The organism is Mycobacterium sp. 134 (genome assembly GCF_048282715.1).
Taxonomy (GTDB): domain Bacteria; phylum Actinomycetota; class Actinomycetes; order Mycobacteriales; family Mycobacteriaceae; genus Mycobacterium; species Mycobacterium septicum.
Genome location: NZ_JBLVUN010000008.1, coordinates 1037577 through 1053790, shown reverse-complemented (window position 1 = coordinate 1053790; position 16214 = coordinate 1037577). Strand labels below are relative to the sequence as shown.

The 16214-nt window shown below is 67.1% G+C and carries 17 protein-coding genes and 1 pseudogene; 12 read left to right on the top strand and 6 right to left on the bottom strand.

Annotated features, from left to right (window positions below):
- Positions 1-30: 30 nt before the first annotated feature.
- On the top strand, positions 31-1257 hold the full coding sequence (locus tag ACNQVK_RS09760; protein WP_418029357.1) for a YbfB/YjiJ family MFS transporter: 1227 nt from the start codon (positions 31-33) through the stop codon (positions 1255-1257).
- Positions 1258-1854: 597 nt separating this feature from the next.
- On the opposite strand, the pseudogene ACNQVK_RS09755 reads toward ACNQVK_RS09760, so the two are convergent.
- Positions 1855-2025 (bottom strand): annotated as a pseudogene (locus ACNQVK_RS09755) (LysR family transcriptional regulator); the annotation flags it as partial.
- A 125-nt stretch (positions 2026-2150) separates the two neighbouring features.
- Between ACNQVK_RS09755 and ACNQVK_RS09750 the strand changes: the two are divergent.
- Positions 2151-2864 (top strand): SDR family NAD(P)-dependent oxidoreductase, encoded by a 714-nt coding sequence (locus ACNQVK_RS09750; protein WP_418029356.1) that lies wholly within the window; start codon positions 2151-2153, stop codon positions 2862-2864.
- Positions 2851-3225 (top strand): YybH family protein, encoded by a 375-nt coding sequence (locus tag ACNQVK_RS09745; RefSeq protein WP_418029355.1) that lies wholly within the window; start codon positions 2851-2853, stop codon positions 3223-3225. The genes ACNQVK_RS09750 and ACNQVK_RS09745 overlap by 14 nt, the downstream gene beginning before the upstream one ends.
- A 68-nt stretch (positions 3226-3293) precedes the next feature.
- Here ACNQVK_RS09745 and ACNQVK_RS09740 read toward each other — a convergent pair whose 3' ends face one another.
- Positions 3294-3680: a hypothetical protein gene (locus ACNQVK_RS09740; RefSeq protein ID WP_418029354.1), complete on the bottom strand. Its 387-nt coding sequence runs from the start codon at positions 3678-3680 to the stop codon at positions 3294-3296.
- 137 nt (positions 3681-3817) lie between these two features.
- Complete coding sequence (locus ACNQVK_RS09735) at positions 3818-4807, bottom strand: LLM class F420-dependent oxidoreductase (RefSeq protein ID WP_418029353.1); 990 nt, start codon at positions 4805-4807, stop codon at positions 3818-3820.
- Positions 4808-4863: 56 nt separating this feature from the next.
- Between ACNQVK_RS09735 and ACNQVK_RS09730 the strand changes: the two genes are divergently transcribed.
- The 6 genes from ACNQVK_RS09730 (at position 4864) to ACNQVK_RS09705 (ending at position 9790) form a co-directional block, all read left to right on the top strand.
- Complete coding sequence (locus ACNQVK_RS09730; RefSeq protein ID WP_044520368.1) at positions 4864-5289, top strand: pyridoxamine 5'-phosphate oxidase family protein; 426 nt, start codon at positions 4864-4866, stop codon at positions 5287-5289.
- Positions 5290-5293: 4 nt separating this feature from the next.
- Positions 5294-5890 carry a class I SAM-dependent methyltransferase gene (locus ACNQVK_RS09725; protein WP_418029352.1) on the top strand — a complete coding sequence of 199 codons (597 nt, stop codon included), beginning with the start codon at positions 5294-5296 and terminating at the stop codon, positions 5888-5890.
- 145 nt (positions 5891-6035) lie between these two features.
- Positions 6036-6860: a transglycosylase SLT domain-containing protein gene (locus ACNQVK_RS09720; protein WP_418029351.1), complete on the top strand. Its 825-nt coding sequence runs from the start codon at positions 6036-6038 to the stop codon at positions 6858-6860.
- An 18-nt stretch (positions 6861-6878) separates the two neighbouring features.
- The gene (locus ACNQVK_RS09715) at positions 6879-7643 is read left to right on the top strand and encodes a hypothetical protein (RefSeq protein ID WP_418029350.1); all 765 of its coding nucleotides are present in this window, start codon (positions 6879-6881) and stop codon (positions 7641-7643) included.
- Positions 7644-7657: 14 nt separating this feature from the next.
- Positions 7658-9001 (top strand): NlpC/P60 family protein, encoded by a 1344-nt coding sequence (locus ACNQVK_RS09710; RefSeq protein ID WP_418029349.1) that lies wholly within the window; start codon positions 7658-7660, stop codon positions 8999-9001.
- A 117-nt stretch (positions 9002-9118) separates the two neighbouring features.
- Positions 9119-9790 (top strand): hypothetical protein, encoded by a 672-nt coding sequence (locus tag ACNQVK_RS09705; RefSeq protein ID WP_418029348.1) that lies wholly within the window; start codon positions 9119-9121, stop codon positions 9788-9790.
- Between the two features lies 1 nt (position 9791).
- Here ACNQVK_RS09705 and ACNQVK_RS09700 read toward each other — a convergent pair whose 3' ends face one another.
- Complete coding sequence (locus tag ACNQVK_RS09700; RefSeq protein WP_418029347.1) at positions 9792-10337, bottom strand: TetR/AcrR family transcriptional regulator; 546 nt, start codon at positions 10335-10337, stop codon at positions 9792-9794.
- Between the two features lie 76 nt (positions 10338-10413).
- On the opposite strand from ACNQVK_RS09700, the gene ACNQVK_RS09695 reads away from it, so the two are divergent.
- Genes ACNQVK_RS09695 through ACNQVK_RS09685 form a run of 3 tightly spaced genes read left to right on the top strand, consistent with a single transcriptional unit; the run spans position 10414 to position 12531 of the window.
- Positions 10414-11622: an FAD-dependent monooxygenase gene (locus ACNQVK_RS09695; RefSeq protein WP_418029346.1), complete on the top strand. Its 1209-nt coding sequence runs from the start codon at positions 10414-10416 to the stop codon at positions 11620-11622.
- Positions 11623-11652: 30 nt separating this feature from the next.
- Entirely contained in the window at positions 11653-12075 is a 423-nt protein-coding gene (locus ACNQVK_RS09690) for a PPOX class F420-dependent oxidoreductase (protein WP_418029345.1), read from the top strand.
- A gap of 9 nt (positions 12076-12084) precedes the next feature.
- Positions 12085-12531, top strand: coding sequence for a TIGR03618 family F420-dependent PPOX class oxidoreductase (locus ACNQVK_RS09685; RefSeq protein ID WP_418029344.1), 447 nt, complete (start codon positions 12085-12087; stop codon positions 12529-12531).
- A 116-nt stretch (positions 12532-12647) separates the two neighbouring features.
- Here ACNQVK_RS09685 and ACNQVK_RS09680 read toward each other — a convergent pair whose 3' ends face one another.
- Positions 12648-14795 carry a 3-hydroxyacyl-CoA dehydrogenase NAD-binding domain-containing protein gene (locus tag ACNQVK_RS09680; RefSeq protein WP_418029343.1) on the bottom strand — a complete coding sequence of 716 codons (2148 nt, stop codon included), beginning with the start codon at positions 14793-14795 and terminating at the stop codon, positions 12648-12650.
- Positions 14796-14810: 15 nt separating this feature from the next.
- The gene (locus tag ACNQVK_RS09675) at positions 14811-16022 is read right to left on the bottom strand and encodes an acetyl-CoA C-acetyltransferase (protein ID WP_044520379.1); all 1212 of its coding nucleotides are present in this window, start codon (positions 16020-16022) and stop codon (positions 14811-14813) included.
- Positions 16023-16214 lie beyond the last annotated feature (192 nt).

Below are 16214 nucleotides of genomic sequence, written 5' to 3'. Positions count from 1 at the left end.
TATCGGATCCGCACACCCCACGATGGGCCGATGCGCACACACGGACACGTCGCCCGAACGGCGGCGGCACTGGCGTCGGCGATGGGTATCGGCCGCTTCGTCTATACGCCGATCCTGCCCCTGATGTCGGCGCAGGCCGGTCTCACCGCCCACGATGCCGCCCTGCTCGCCACGGCGAACTACGTGGGCTATCTCGCCGGGGCCCTGGCGGGTTCGATCTGGCCGCGACTGGCCCGCTCGATCACGGCGTGCCGCGTGTGCTTACCGGTGATGGCGGCCAGCCTGGCCGCGATGCCGTTGTCCACGAACACATTCGAATGGGCCGTGCTGCGCGGCGTGGCCGGATTCACCAGTGCGCTGGTCTTCGTGATCGCCGTCAACACCATGCTGGAGCACCTGCACGGGCATCCCGCGCACCTGGCCGGCTGGGGATTCGGCGGAGTGGGTGCCGGCATCGCACTGTCGGCACTGCTGGTGCTGGCCACCGGTGACTGGAAAGTGGCCTGGTGGGCCGCGGCAGCGGTGGCCGCCCTGCTGGGTGTCGGTGCCTGGTCGATGCCTGCCGTCCCGCACGGCACCGCGACCGCACCGGCCGGTGATACCCGGCCCGCCCACGGCCCGTTCACCTTGCTGCTGACCAGCTACACCCTCGAAGGAATCGGCTACATCATCGCCGGCACCTTCCTCGTGGCAGCGGTCGCCCAGGGCGCACCGGCGTGGCTGGGCGGGAGCACGTGGCTGGTCGTCGGACTCGCCACCGTGCCCTCGGCAGCGCTGTGGGCGGCGCTGAGCAGCCGGTGGTCGCACCCGGCGCTGCTCGTGGCCGCTCTGGCGCTGCAGGCCGTCGGGATCGCCGTGGCCGGCATGGTCGGCGGAGTCATCGCCGCGCTGGTGGGTGCGGTGCTCTTCGGCGGAACCTTCATCGGTGTCAGCACACTGGCCCTGGCGGCCGGGCGGCTGCTGCGGTATCCGCGCGCCGTCGCGCTGCTCACCACCGGGTACTCGGTGGGCCAGATCCTCGGGCCGCTCGTGGTTGCGCCGCTGCTGCACCGCGGTTTCGCGCCCGCACTGCTGGTGGGCGCGCTCGTGGTGTCAGCCGCTGCGGTGGTGTCCGGGGTGATGCGGATCGTTGTCCGGCACCCAGACATCGGGGGCGTCCAGCCCGAGATCACCGATACCACGGGTGAACTCGTCGACCACGGCGAGGACGGCCGGACTGGTCTCGTCGCGACGCCACACCAGCGACCACGTCCATAACGGCGTCGGAGTCACCACCGGGCGACGCACCAGGCCGGCCGGCAACGGCGCGCCCTGTCCCTTGGGATTGTTGAGGACCGGCCGACGCAGCCTCAGGACATGCTCGAAAAGCGTGGGGCCGGTGACGCCGCCGTCGTCGGTGCGCATCACCGGCGCCCCGACGGCCGCGGCGAACAGTTCGCCGTAGCGGTTCCACGACGACCAACTCGCCGCATCGTTGTCGACCAGCACCGTGGTGTCGCGCGCACTGACCGGGGACTCGTCGGTGCCGGCGCACAGGGCGTACAACCGGTCCACCCCAATCAACCTGGCCTGCAACGACAGTGACTCCAGGTCGACGTTCTGCACCCAGCAGATCGCCAGATCGAGACTGCCCTCGGCGACCCGGGCAGCCTGCGCGTGCGACGGCATCACCCAGGTGTCCACCCGCACCTGGGCCACCCCCGAAGCCCGCTCGGCCCAATCGGTCGGGCACCAGTTCACATACCCGATCCGGACGGGCTCGGACACCGCCAGACCTTGTGCGCGCCTGCGCAGTTCATCAGCCTGCTGGACCAGCGCCCGCGCCTCGGGCAGTAGTGCGGTGCCTGCCTGGGTCAGCGCCACCGAACGCCGGTCGCGGTCGAACAGGGTGACTCTGAGGTCGCGTTCCAATGCCTTTATCTGCTGGGACAGCGACGGCCCCGCGATACGCAGGCGCTCGGCTGCCCGGCCGAAGTTCAGCTCCTCGGCGACGGTGACGAAATAGCGCAGCTGACGTAGCTCCACGGTACGAGCGTAGTAGGCGCAGCCTCTCAGCAGAGAGTCAACAGGTCCCGCCGTGCGGACATGACATGACCCGCGACCACGTTGAGCAGTGCATCAGACCAGACCCGAGAAAAGGGAGACCACCCATGAGCACCACACCGCACGTCGCAGTCATCACCGGCGCGTCACAGGGCATCGGCGAGGCCCTGGTCGCGGGTTACCGCAAGCTGGGCTACGCCGTCGTCGCCAACTCCCGAAACATCGGTGAGAGCGACGATCCGATGATCCTGGCAGTGCCCGGCGACATCGGGCAGCCCGGCGTGGGCAAGCAACTGATCGACGCCGCCGTCGAGCGCTTCGGCCGCGTCGACACCATCGTGAACAACGCCGGCATCTTCATCGCCAAGCCCTTCACCGAATACACCGACGCGGAATACGACGCCGTCACCGGAGTCAACCAGCGCGGCTTCTTCGAACTGACCCGCGCCGGGATCGCCGCGATCGAATCCCACGGCGAAGGCGGCCACGTGGTCACCATCTCCACGAGCCTCGTCGACCACGCCAACTCCCAGGTGCCCTCGGTGCTGGCGTCCCTGACCAAGGGCGGGCTGAACGCCGCCACCAAGGCCCTGGCCATCGAGTACGCGTCACGGGGCATCCGGGCAAACGCTGTCGCGCTGGGCACCATCCGCACCCCGATGCACGCGCCCGAGAACCACGAATTCCTGTCGGCGCTGCATCCGGTCGGACACATGGGCGACATCGACGACGTGGTCGACGCAGTGCTGTACTTGGAAAGGGCCGGGTTCGTGACCGGCGAGATCCTGCATGTGGACGGAGGCCAAAGTGCCGGGCATTGAGGGGAACACGGCGGAAATCCTCCGACATGTGCTCGACGAGTGGCGCGCCGGCATCGCCGCCCACGATCCGCAGCGGGTCGCCGCGGTGTTCACCGAGGACGCGATCTTTCAGGGGCTACGTCCCTACAGCGTCGGCCGCCCGGGGGTGTTCGACTACTACGAGTCGCAGCCCGTCGGCCTGACCGTCGACTACCGGATCGACGAGACCCGCCGGCCTGCCGACAACGTCGTGCTCGGCTACCTGCGTGTGGACTTCACGCGGCCCGACGGCACGGTGATCCCGCTGAACCTCAGCGTTCTGGTCACCCGCGACGTCGACTGGCGCATCGCCCACTATCAGGTGTCAGCCGTGCCCAACTGAGGGCGACTCCCAGCACCACCGACCGGGCCCCGCCCGGGCATCACCACGATGCCCGAGCGGGCCGGAGTTCAAATCACCCGGAGTGAATCTCCGTCGTAGCCGAATCGCGACCGCAATTGGACCAGCAGACGCTCGGCCTCGGCGATCCTCGCGTGTAGCCGAACGAGTGCTTCCGGCATCGGGGCGTCAGCCACCCGGCTGCGCTCCCGAACGCGCCGCCACCGCAGCTCGGTGGCCGCGAGAAGGTCCCGCAGCTCGACGATTTCGCCGACCAGAATGTCCTCGAACAGCCGCGATTGGGCGATGTCAGCGCTGTGCACGGGCCTGGAACAGTCGATCGCGGCGGCCGCGCGAGAAACCATGCGCGGCAGGGGGTTGAGCACCGCGGCCACATCGGCCCCGACTGTCGGGGCAGAGACGTTTCCGCTCCCGAATTCCCGTGATATCAGCGTCACGTGGGGATCATGGAGCACCCACCCGACTCCCAGCGACAACACAGACGTAACCCGAGATGCCGCCCCTGGTCATCTACCGGTCACCGGATGTACGTTTGACGGCCTTTGCGCGCGGACGACGTCCGCGGTCGGTCCGCCTAGCTCAGCGCGGGGATGACCTTCTGCTCGAACAGTTCGATCCCGGACCGGTCGTAGGCGGCCTCCGGGAAGTACAAGATCGCGTACTCGCACCCGAGGTCACGCATCCGCTGCAGCTTCTCGATCACCTGTTCGGGTGTACCGCTTGCCGATTCGGGCGCGGTGGCGTTGGCGAGCATGGCATCGACGGAAGCCTCCCCCGCCACCGGCGCCTGCCGCGCCCGCAACCGCGCGACGCGCTCGGCGACATCGGCATCGGAGTCGCCGATGACGGCGTTGAAGTTGGCCGACCGCACGATCGCGTCATAGTCGGTTCCGACGTCGCGGCAATGGCCGGCCAGCACCTGGGACTTGTGGGCGAAGCCCTCGGGGTCGGAGGTGAAATTGGTGTACTGCGCATACTTGGCCGCGATGCGCAGCGTCACCTTCTCTCCGCCGCCGGCGATCCACATCGGGATGCCGCTGTCCTGCAACGGCTTCGGGGCGACGATCGCACCGTCGACCTGGTAGTGCTTGCCGTCGAAGCTGACCCGCCCGTCGCGCCAGGCGTCACGCATGATCTGGACGCCCTCGTCGAGGCGGCCCAGCCGCACCCCGGCCGACGGGAAGCCGTAGCCGTAGGCCCGCCACTCGTGCTCGTACCAGCCGCCGCCGATGCCCATCTGCACGCGGCCACCCGAGATGATGTCGGTGGTGGCGGCGATCTTGGCCAGGTAGACCGGATTGCGGTAGCTCATCGCGGTACACATCTGGCCGAGCTTGATCCGCGACGTCGTCGCGGCATAGGCCGACATCAGCGTCCAGGCCTCGTGGGTGGCCTCGTCGGTGGGGACCGGAACGGTGTGGAAGTGGTCGTAGACCCACAGCGAGTCCCAACTGCCTGCGTCGGCGTAGGCAGCCAGGTCACGCATCACGGGCCAGTGGTTCTCGGTGGGAATGTCGACGAGGTCAAGGCGCCAGCCCTGCGGGATGAAGAGTCCGAAGCGCATGGACCCCGACTCTACGACGCCGACGTGTGTCGTGGCACGAGGCTAGCCTGAGTTTTATGGCCCTTTCCAAGGAAGAACGCGAACAGTTTCTCGCCGAGCCGCACATCGCCGCCCTATCGGTTTACGCAGGCGACAAGCGCGGTCCGCTGACCGTCCCCATCTGGTACCAGTACACCCCCGGCGGGGAGCCGTGGGTGCTGACCGGGGTGGGATCACGCAAGCACCGGCTGATCGAGGCGGCCGGACATGTGACGCTGATGGTCGAGCAGCTGGAACCGACGGTACGTTACGTGGCCGTCGACGGTGCGGTCTCCCGCATCGAACCGGGCACCGACGAGCAGCTCGTCGAGATGACCAAACGCTACCTGGCTCCCGAGAAGGTGGAGCCGTATCTGGAGTTCGCCCGCCGTGAGCACGGCGAGAGCGTCGCGGTGTTCCTCAAGCCCGAGCACTGGCTGTCCTCGGACCTGGGGTCGCTGTGACGCCATGAGCTCGCGCCAACGGCTGTTCCGGTGGCTCTACCGGCTCGGGTTCACGCCCTGGGACGGCCACCCGTTGGCGCACAGCCTCACCAAGCTCGTCGAAGGCACCACCCACCCGTTGTCACCACCCGGGACCGCGCTCGATCTGGGCTGCGGGACCGGGGACAACGCGGTGTATCTGGCCCGGCACGGTTGGCGGGTCACCGGAGTGGACTATGTGGTCAAACCGCTGAAGAAGGCTCGAGCCAAAGCCGGCGGGTTGCCCGTCATCTTCGTCAAAGCCGATGTGACACAACTGAGTTCATCGGGTATCGGGGCAGGTTTCCAGCTGATCGTCGACAGTGGGTGTCTGCACGGCATGAGCGCCGCCGACCGCGACGCCTACGTACGGGAAGTCAGCGCGTTGGCCGCCCCCGGTGCGCAACTGCTGATCGTGGCCTTCATCCCGGGCGCGTCGATGGGCGTGCCCGGCATCGGGTTCGACGAAGTCCAGCGCCGATTCAAGGACGGCTGGACATTGCTCTCCAGCGGAGATGAGCCGGCGGTGGATCAGAACGGGGCGAACGCAGCACGGTTCTATCTGTTCCGCCGCACCACATAAGGTTCCTCACCCGAAACCAGGCCGTCCGACACCCGGCGGCAGAAATCTGCGCCACTCCGCAGGAAACCCACAGACACTTCACAGCCGTTCCGCCGCAACGGAATTCGTGTCATGACCTGCCCCGCAGTGCCATTAGGCTTCCGACATGACCTCGCCGCTGCGCGTGAATCCCGCCACCCTCCGGTCGGCCGCAGGCGATTTCGACCATCTGGGCACCGACAGCGCCGGCACCGGCGCAGATCTGCAATTCTCCGCACTGCCCGCCCAACTTCCCGGTTTGACCAGCGGCGATGCCTGCCAGCAGGCCGGAACCGCCGTGGACAGCGCATGCCGGCGGGTGGCAGACCGATACGCCACGCTCTCGACCAATCTGAACTCGGCGGCCGACACGTACGAGAAGACCGACGCCGAACTCGGCAAGAAGGTCAAGAAGGCCGGTGACGGTACCGGTGAGCCCGGTGACGGAGGTGACGGCTCCACTCCCCCGCCGACAGGCAAACACGGAGCCGAGGCCATCCCGGTGGATCAGGTGACCTATGACAAGGGGACGTGGCCATCGGGTCAGGACGCCACCCGCAACTACATCAACCAGGCGTTGGACCAACGCGGGGTCACCGATCCGGCTGCCCGGCAACGATGGACGGAGGCGTACCTGACGTTGACCGAGCACGAGTCGTCCTACAACCCGATGGCGATCAACGATTGGGACGTCAACGCCAAGCCACCGAACTCGACCTACAACGTGTCCGACGGGTACGGCAACGGGTGCTCGCGCGGACTCGCCCAGTGCGTCCCGGGCACCTTCGCCCAGTATCACCAGCCTGGAACGTCGAACAACATCTATGACCCGGTCGCCAACATCGCCGCGTCCATGAACTACCTCGAGGGCTACTACCACGTGGCGCCCGACGGATCAGACATCCGGGCGAAGATTCCGCAGACAAACCCTGGCACCCATCAGGGGTACTGACCGATGACAGGAGAATTGGTGAAGCTCACGCGCGCAGTCTCGATCGTCCTCACCGTGGGCGCCATGGTGGCGGTCCTGACGGCATGTCAGAAGGCCCCGGTTGCCGGCGCCCCCGATCGCGACGACTCTTCCACGACCACAGGCGTGCTGCATCCGGCGACCAGTCCTGCAGCCAGCCCGGTGTCGACGACGGCTCCGCACGCCGACGCGGTGCCCACTGCCGCGTGGGTCCACTCCAACCGCCTCCCACTCGACGGCTCGCAGCAATGGCCCAACTTGGCCGATTCGGCAGAATCGCTGGGAAGCAACACCTTCCGGACCGACAGCCTCTGCGCAGGCACGCCGACACAAGCCGGGGGCAGCGAGAACGCGCGCTCGCTGATCGATCGTGGGGCCGACAACTGGTCCGTCCAGCAGGTGCTCGTGCACTATCCCGGCGATCCCTGGACCATGGGGCAGACCGCGCACGCGATGTTCAACGAGTTGCAGAACACCCTGAAGGGGTGCCAAAACAGCTCCAGCGGAGCTTCTTTGGCCCTGACGACCCCGCCGAGTTCGGCCTGCCCGAGCGTCGAGCGGGGTGGCTGTAACCAGGTGGCCGCCGAGGTTCATTCCCCCCGGGGCGACGTGACGGCGCACATCTATCTCGCGTCAGTCGGAAGCACGGTGACCGAACTGAGCCTGTGGTCCAGCGGAACACCCACCGCACAGTGGCCGGCGCCTGCCGACGAGGACGTGTTCGCCGCCATGAACCCCCAACTGTGCTCGGTGTGGGAATGCTGAGGAACTGACCGAACATGACGATGACCATCTCGGGGGTGAGCAATTCTCACCCCGAGCAGTTGACTGACGCCGGACGCCGCGCGGCGGACTCCGCCGGCAAGGTTTCCCAGCAGATCGCCGACGGGCACGGCACCCTGAAACGCCTGGACGACGGGTGGAAGGGCTCAGCCGCCGATGCCGCAAATGCCAGCGCGAACCGCACTTTCACCGATCAGCAGAAGGTGGCCGACACGCTGCGGCAGCTGCAATCGGTGCTCAACGACGGCGGGAGCCAGTTGTCGGGGACCAGGAACAGCGTCACCGAAGGGGTGAACACCCTCAAACAGCAAGGCTTTCAAGTAGCTGACGACGGCACAGTGTCCGTCCGCCCCGGCAGCGCGCTCGAGGTGATGTCGAAGAAGAACCCCGTCATCGCCATGCAGCTGCGCCGGCTCACCGCCGCCAACTCGGTCAAGCTCAAGACCCTGCTGGCCCAATTCGACAGCCAGGACCGCGCACTCGCTGAGGCGATACGCAAGGCCACCGACGGCCTGAACCCGGCCGAGGACAAGCCCAAGGACCCGAACACCCCGCAGCCACCCCCTCCCGACCAGCCGAAACCCACTGCCGACGACACCAATGAGCCGGTTCCCGGCCCAGACGCCAAGCCGGGCGACCCCGGGTACAAGGTGCCCCACGCACCCGGCGACCCGGCGGACTACCCTGCCGAGCCCGGCTGGAAGACGGATGCGCAGGGTATGACCAACCCGCCCGGATTCCCGCCACAACCGCCGGGCGAAGCGCGCGACCAGAACTGGCGCGACTACCTGAACGGCAAGAACGGCGACGGCACCCAACGCCCGTCGGGACAGCCCCCTGCGGCCTACCCGCTGCCGGAGGCGGTCTCCGACAAGAAACTCAAGATCGTCGGTGCAGCGGAGAATCAGCAGGGCACACGGTATGTGTGGGGCGGCGGCAGCAAGGATGGCACGACGCAGGGCCAGGACGGCCCCGACGAGGCGCACACCCGGCAGGATTGGAAGTACAAGGGCTTCGATTGCAGCGGCCTGTCCGAGTATGCGATCTACCAGGCCACCGGGTACGACCCGGGCAAAGGCACCTCGGTGCAGTACGGCAACATGACCGAGGGTGCCGGGGCGTTCGGATCCGTGGTGCAGACCGGTCCCAAACTGGACACCTCGCAACTGCAACCCGGCGACGTCATCTACTACGACGGCGGCCAGGGTGTCGCGGGGGCGCACGTCGCGATCTACATGGGCAACGGCGTCACGGTCGAGACCAGCGAGTCCGGCACACCCGCACATTCACAGGCCGCCACGACATCCGACGGCACGGTCCGGGTCGTGCGGCCCAACTGATTTCAGCGGCAATCGTGGGGTGTCATCAAATGAATCAGCTGCCGTCGTCACCGCAGTCGCCGACAAGCTCGTCGGCAAGTTCAATTAGGTTCAGCACCAACAATACTCGGGAGAACCATGAAAACCGTCACCGTCGGCACGCTGTGCGCGACTGTTCTCATCATGAGCGCGTGCTCATCGCAGCACCCATCACCAGCGGCATCGTCGGCGTCCACGCCGGGTACAGCGGTCACCGCTACACCTGTCGACACCACGACAACTCCGATCAAACCCGCCACCGCCGCACTCGGTGTCGACGAGATCAATGCGCTCATACGGCAAGCCGACCCCGACGGGACGCAATTCAGCAGAGCCGATCCCGCCGAGAACACGCCTCGGAATCCAGCGGAATACCCAAGCGGAGCCGCTGATCCGTGCAACCGGGTAGCGCCCATCGACTTCGCGGGAACGGCCCCCGCCCCGGTGAACTACGTGGCGGTGCCGATGTTCGCACCACGCCAGAAGTCGATGACACAGGCGATCGCCATCTACGACAGCGCGGCGAACGCTCAGAAGGTGTTCGCCCGGATCGGCAGCGACATCGCGACGTGCGCTGCCGGTCCGAGTTCGGACACGACGTACGCGCTGACCCCAGAAGCATCGAGCCCCGAGACGATCCGATACACCCGCGGGAGCCAGGAAACCATCGAGTACCGGCTGGCAGGCACCGCGATCGTCGGAGCCTCCTCGACAGCACCGGCGACCGTCGTCACCGCAGTCGTCGACAAGCTCGTCGGCAAGCTCGGCTGATTCACAACCCCAACGCGGCCATGGCGCCGTCGACAGTGGCCGTACGCAACTGCTCATAGGGCACATCGGGGAACTGAAGACAGCAATCCTGCAGGCCACCGAACGCGATGACCGCGCGGGTGGACTGTTCGAGCGTCGGGCGCCGGCCGAACACCAGCACACCCAGCCTGGCCCGCCAGGCCAGCAGTTGGTCGATCAGCCCCAGATCGGCCAGGGTGGTCAGCTCGGAGACGATCAGCACGAGGTCGGCCAGGTGCCGGTGGTGGAAGTCGAAGTAGCCCTCGAGGAGCTCCCGCGCCGAGGCCCGCGCGGCGCCCCGCTTGCCTTCCTGCTCGGCGATGAAGGCCTCACCCTCGTCGATCAGCGGTTGCACGATGCTGCGGACGAGGTCCTCACGCGACCGGAAGTGGTAGTACAACGCGGGTTTGGTGATGCCCAGGCGGTCGGCGATGTCCTGCAGGCTGGTGCGCACAACGCCCTTCTCGGTGAACAGCTCGCGCGCCACATCCAGGATGCGTTGCCGGGTATCCAAAGCAGGCTTGGCCACGTAGCCACCCTAACTTACTTAACGATAGGTAAGCTCACGACAGAAGCACTTACCGACCGTTAAGTAAGGGGGCATCGTGAAGGTACTCATCTCCGGCGCCAGCATCGCCGGGCCCGTACTCGCCTACTGGCTGTCTCGACACGGAGTCGACGTCACCGTGGTCGAGCGCTCACCCGCACTACGCAAGACGGGCGGTCACGCCGTCGACCTGTTCCGGCCCGCCATGGAGATCTCCGAACGCATGGGCGTCCTGCCCGAGATCGAGGCGCACGCCACCGGCACCACTCAGATGATCATCCATCGCCCCGGGACGTCGCGCCCGACCCACCTGGACTACGTCAAGATCATGGGGGCCATGTCCGACCGGCATGTCGAGATCATGCGGGACGACCTCAGCGAGATCTATTTCCAGGCCGGACATGACGACGTCGAGTATCTCTTCGGCGACACCATCACCGCCATCTCGCCCGACGGGGACGTGACCTTCGAGCACAACGCACCCCGGCGCTTCGACGTGGTGGTGGGAGCCGACGGGCTGCACTCGGGTGTGCGCCGTCTGACGTTCGGCGACAACGTTTCCGAGAGCTTCCTCGGCGGATACCTCTCGGTGGTTTCGGTGCCCAAGGACATGGCCCGCAACGGCGAGATGACCGGCTACTTCAAACCCGGGCACATGGCCGGGATCTACACCGCCGACCATCTCGACGATGCCCGCGCGGTGTACATCTTCCGCCCGAGCCGACCGCTGGACTACGACTACCGCGATGCGGAGCTCCAAAAAGCGCAACTGCGCGCCGCGTTCGAGCACATGAGCCCCGAGGTGGACCGCTGGCTCGACGAGGTGCCGCGGACGCCGACGTTCTATTTCGACGCCATCACGCAACTTCAGATGACGACGTGGTCGCGTGACCGGGTGACCCTCGTCGGGGATGCGGGCTACTGCCCCGGGCCCGCGGTCGGCGGCAGCACCAGCCTGGCGGTGTACGGCGCCTATGTCCTGGCCGCCGAGATGGTCCGGGCGGGTGACGATTACGCCGCGGCGTTCGCGGCCTATGAACGCACGATGCTCGCGCCGGTTGTCAGCAGCCGAAAGCTGGCGCGCGTGAACGCGAAAACCGTGGTGCCCACCAGTGGTTGGGGCATCCGCGCACTGGTGGGCGTGGGACAGGTGGTCTCACTGCTGCCACTCGGTCTCGTCCAGTCGCTCGCCCGGCTCAACAGCAAGGGCGTGCGACTCTACGACACCATGCCGCTGCCGAGTTGGCCGGCGTCACTGACGGGGTGAGCGGGCACGGGCGCGGCGTAGCGTGGCCACATGGGCGAACTCTCCGATGACGTGATCGCGTTCCTGTCCGAAGGCACCCGCACCGCGGTGCTGGGTTGGGTTGCGGCTGACGGCCGACCGTTGGCGGCGCCCGTGTGGTTCGTGGTCGACGACGGCGCGCTGGTCTTCAACACCGGCAAGGACACCGCCAAGGGCCGGGCGCTGGCCCGCGATCCGCGCGTGGTGCTGTGCGTCGACGATTCCAACCCGCCGTACGGGTTCGTCCAGATCCAGGGCGTGGCGTCGATCAGCGAGGATCCCGGCGAGCTTCTCGACATCGCCACCCGCACCGGCGGCCGATACATGGGCGCCGACCGCGCCAAGGAGTTCGGCCGGCGCAACGGGGTGCCGGGTGAACTCGTGGTGCGGGTCAAACCGACGAAAGTCCACGCCGCATTCGACGTGGCGGATTGAGGGGCAGTCATGACCGAGGTTTCCGCCTTCGCCGACATGCTGTCCCGCGATCACGGGCTCTGTGTGCTGAGCACCTTGCGCGACGACGGCAGCATCCAGTCCTCCGTGGTGAACGCCGGGGTGATGGCGCACCCGCGCACCGGTGAGCCCGTCGTCGCCCTCGTGGCGATCGGCGGCGCCCGAAAGCTGCGGCACCTGCGCGCCGATCCGCGGGCCACCGTTGTCGCCCGGGCCGGCTGGCAATGGGTGACCGTCGAGGGCACTGCCGAGATCATCGGGCCCGACGACCCGAGCCCTGACACCGACGCCGAGAAGTTACGGCTGCTGCTGCGTGCGGTCTTCGAGGCGGCCGGCGGCACCCACGACGATTGGGACACCTATGACCGCGTCATGCGTGAGGAACGCCGCGCCGCGGTCCTGATCACGCCGGTGCGGGAGTACTCGAACCCCGGCTGAGATCGAGATTGCACACAGGGTCGTGAATTCGCGAAATCAACAGCCCTGTGCGCAATCTCGATGCCCGTACACGCAAAAGCCCCCGACTTGCGCCGGGGGCTTTTGACGTTTCGGGCTTAGCTCTCGAGCGAGGCCGGGGGCAGGAAGCGGTCGCCGTACTTGGCGGCCAGTTCCTTGGCGCGGGCGACGAACGCCGCCTTGCCGACGCCACCGGGGCCCTCGTAGCCGACGATGAACTGGGCCGAACCACCGGTGTACGGCGGGAAGCCGATACCCATGATCGAGCCGATGTTCGCGTCAGCGGTCGAGGTGAGCACGCCCTCGTCGATGCACTTCTGGGTCTCCAGCGCCTCGGCGAACAGCATGCGGTCGATCATGTCCTGCAGCGGCGGGGTCGAGGACCCGGAGTTGAACGTCTCCTTCAGGCCGGGCCACAGCTGGGTCCGCTTGCCGTCGACGTACTCGTAGAAGCCAGCACCCTTCAGGCGTGACGGGCGGCCGAGCTCGATCATCTTCTCCACGACGGCCTCGGCCGGGTGCGGTACATGGACTCGTCCCGCTTCTTCTTCGCCCAAGCGCGTAGCCACGGCGATCTTGTGCATGAGCTCCAGGTTGAGCTCATCCGAGAGCTGCAGCGGCGCGGCCGGGTAACCGGCCTGCGAACCCGCCTGCTCGATCGATGCGGGCGCGACGCCCTCGCCCAGCATGGCCAGCGCCTCGTTGACGAAGGTGCCGATCACCCGCGAGGTGAAGAAGCCGCGGCTGTCGTTGACCACGATCGGGGTCTTGCGGATCGCCAGGGTGTAGTCGAACACCCGGGCCAGGGCCTCGTCAGAGGTCTTCTCGCCCTTGATGATCTCCACCAGCGGCATCTTGTCGACCGGCGAGAAGAAGTGGATACCGATGAAGTCCTCCTGGCGCTTCACGCCGGTCGCCAGACCGGTGATGGGCAGCGTGGAGGTGTTGGAACCCAGCAGCGCGTTGGGCTCGACGATGTCCTCGATCTCCTGGAACACCTTGTGCTTGAGTTCCTGGTTCTCGAACACGGCCTCAATCACGAAGTCGACGCCCTTGAGATCCTGCGGATCGGCGGTCGGGGTGATCTTGGCGAGCAGTGCGGCGGACTTCTCTTCGGTGGTCTTGCCACGCTTGAGCGCCTTGGCCTCGATGCCCTCCGAGTACGCCTTGCCCTTGTCAGCGGCTTCCTGCGTGACGTCCTTGAGCACGACGTCGTAGCCGGCCTTGGCCGACACGTAGGCGATACCGGCGCCCATCATGCCCGCGCCCAGCACACCGATCTTCTTGATCTCCTGCTTGGCGATGCCCTCGGGACGCGATGCGCCGCCGTTGATGGCCTGCAGGTCCAGGAAGAACGCCTGAATCATGTTCTTGGCGGTCTGACCGGTGACCAGCGAGACGAAGTAGCGGCTCTCGATGCGGCTGGCGGTGTCGAAGTCGACCTGCGCACCCTCGACAGCGGCGTCCAGGATGGCCCGCGGTGCGGGCATCGGGGCACCCTTGAGCTGCTTCTTGAGCAGAGCCGGGAAGGACGGCAGGATCGCGGCGAGCGCCGGGCTGGCCGGGGTGCCACCGGGGATCTTGTATCCCTTGACGTCCCACGGCTGGGTGTGGGCCTCGGGGTTGGCCTTGATCCATGCCTTGGCGGCCGGGATCAGCTCATCGACCGAGCCGACCAGCTCGTCGACCAGACCGGTCTCCTTGGCCTTGGTGGGGTTGAAGCGGGTGCCCTGCGAGAGGACCTCCATGAAGGCCTTCTGGATGCCGAACATGCGCACGGTGCGGGCCACGCCGCCACCGCCGGGCAGCAGGCCCAGGGTGACCTCGGGCAGACCGATCTGGCTGCCCTTGACGTCGGCGGCGATGCGGTGGTTGGTCGCCAGCGCGATCTCCAGGCCACCGCCGAGCGCGGCGCCGTTGATGGCGGCCACGACGGGCTTGGGCAGGGTCTCCAGCTTGCGCAGGTCGGCCTTGATGGTCTCGACCATCTCGAACGCCTCGGCGGCGTCGTCGGGGCCGATGTTCATCATGCCCTTGAGGTCGCCACCGGCGAAGAAGGTCTTCTTCGCGCTGGTGATAACCACACCGGTGATCGAATCCTGCTCAGCGACAAGGCGTTCCACAGCATTGCGCATGGATTCCTTGTAGTGCTCGTTCATCACGTTGGCCGAACCGGTCGGGTCGTCCAGCGTCAGGGTGACGATGCCGTCGGCATCCTTGTCCCACTGAATGGTGTTCTCAGCCATTGGTTCTCAGCCCTCTCAGACGCGCTCGATGATGGTGGCCACGCCCATGCCGCCGCCGATACACAGCGTGATCAGGGCACGCCGAGCGCCACGACGCTCGAGCTCGTCGACCATGGTTCCGGTGATCATGGCGCCGGTGGCGCCCAGCGGGTGGCCCATCGCGATGGCGCCACCGTTGACGTTGAGCTTCTCGTCCGGGATGTTGAGGTCCTTCTGGAACTTCAGCACCACGGAGGCGAAGGCCTCGTTGAGCTCGAACAGGTCGATGTCATCGACGGTCAGGCCGGCCCGGTCCAGCACCTTCTGGGTGGCCGGGGTGGGGCCGGTGAGCATGATGACCGGATCGGCGCCGCTGGTGGCGGTGGCCACGACGCGGGCGCGCGGGGTCAGGCCCTGGCTCTGGCCGGCTTTCTCGGACCCGATCAGCACCAGGCCGGCACCGTCGACGATGCCCGAGCTGTTACCGCCGGTGTGGACGTGGTTGATCTTCTCGACGTAGTGGTACTTCTGCAGCGCCACGTCGTCGAAGCCGCCCATCGCGCCGAGGCCCTCGAACGCGGACTTCAGCTTGCCCAGGTCGGCCGCGGTGGTGCCGGGACGCATGTGCTCGTCGTGGTCCAGGACGACGAGGCCGTTCTGATCCTTGACCGGGACGACCGACTTCGCGAAGTAGCCGCCGGACCAGGCCGCCGCCGCGCGCTCCTGCGACCGCGCCGCGTAGGCGTCGACGTCGTCGCGGGAGAAGCCCTCGATGGTGGCGATCAGGTCGGCGCCGATGCCCTGCGGGACGAAGCCGATGCGGTAGTTGGTCTCCGGGTCAGACGCCCAGGCGCCGCCGTCGGAGCCCATCGGAACGCGGCTCATCGACTCGACACCGCCGGCCAGCACCAGGTCGTCCCAGCCGGAACGAACCTTCTGGGCGGCCAGGTTGACTGCCTCCAGGCCCGACGCGCAGAAGCGGTTGAGCTGGAAACCACCGGTGGTCTCGGGCAGCTTGGCCACCAGTCCGGCGGTGCGGGCGATGTCGCCACCCTGGTCGCCGACCGGGGAAACCACGCCAAGGATGACGTCGCTGATCAGCGTCTCGTCCAGGTCGGGGTAACGGCTGCGGATCTCCTCGATCAGGCCGACAACCAGGTTGACCGGCTTGATCTCGTTGAGTGCGCCGCCGCGCTGCTTGCCACGGGGCGTACGGATCGCCTCGTAGATGAAGGCTTCTTCGGACATGTCTGCTCCCCTGCCGTATCGGCGTCCAGGTTCAGGTTGGGTTGTGGAACCGCCCAGCGAATGTGGGCAGCACGCTGACCGCAGCCTAACAGGCTCGCCCAACCCGTTGGTTGGGCCTGTGCTCAGCATCATCTTCTGCGCAGACGAGACCAGGGGCAGATCCCGTACGGATCTACCCCTGGTCTCAGGTTG

Bases quoted from the DNA above. Each gene is read 5' to 3' on its own strand.
- ACNQVK_RS09760 (WP_418029357.1), top strand. From the start codon at position 31: ATGCGCACACACGGACACGTCGCCCGAACGGCGGCGGCACTGGCGTCG.
- ACNQVK_RS09750 (WP_418029356.1), top strand. From the start codon at position 2,151: ATGAGCACCACACCGCACGTCGCAGTCATCACCGGCGCGTCACAGGGC.
- ACNQVK_RS09735 (WP_418029353.1), bottom strand. From the start codon at position 4,807: ATGCGCTTCGGACTCTTCATCCCGCAGGGCTGGCGCCTTGACCTCGTC.
- ACNQVK_RS09730 (WP_044520368.1), top strand. From the start codon at position 4,864: ATGGCCCTTTCCAAGGAAGAACGCGAACAGTTTCTCGCCGAGCCGCAC.
- ACNQVK_RS09725 (WP_418029352.1), top strand. From the start codon at position 5,294: ATGAGCTCGCGCCAACGGCTGTTCCGGTGGCTCTACCGGCTCGGGTTC.
- ACNQVK_RS09720 (WP_418029351.1), top strand. From the start codon at position 6,036: ATGACCTCGCCGCTGCGCGTGAATCCCGCCACCCTCCGGTCGGCCGCA.
- ACNQVK_RS09710 (WP_418029349.1), top strand. From the start codon at position 7,658: ATGACGATGACCATCTCGGGGGTGAGCAATTCTCACCCCGAGCAGTTG.
- ACNQVK_RS09705 (WP_418029348.1), top strand. From the start codon at position 9,119: ATGAAAACCGTCACCGTCGGCACGCTGTGCGCGACTGTTCTCATCATG.
- ACNQVK_RS09690 (WP_418029345.1), top strand. From the start codon at position 11,653: ATGGGCGAACTCTCCGATGACGTGATCGCGTTCCTGTCCGAAGGCACC.
- ACNQVK_RS09685 (WP_418029344.1), top strand. From the start codon at position 12,085: ATGACCGAGGTTTCCGCCTTCGCCGACATGCTGTCCCGCGATCACGGG.
- ACNQVK_RS09680 (WP_418029343.1), bottom strand. From the start codon at position 14,795: ATGGCTGAGAACACCATTCAGTGGGACAAGGATGCCGACGGCATCGTC.
- ACNQVK_RS09675 (WP_044520379.1), bottom strand. From the start codon at position 16,022: ATGTCCGAAGAAGCCTTCATCTACGAGGCGATCCGTACGCCCCGTGGC.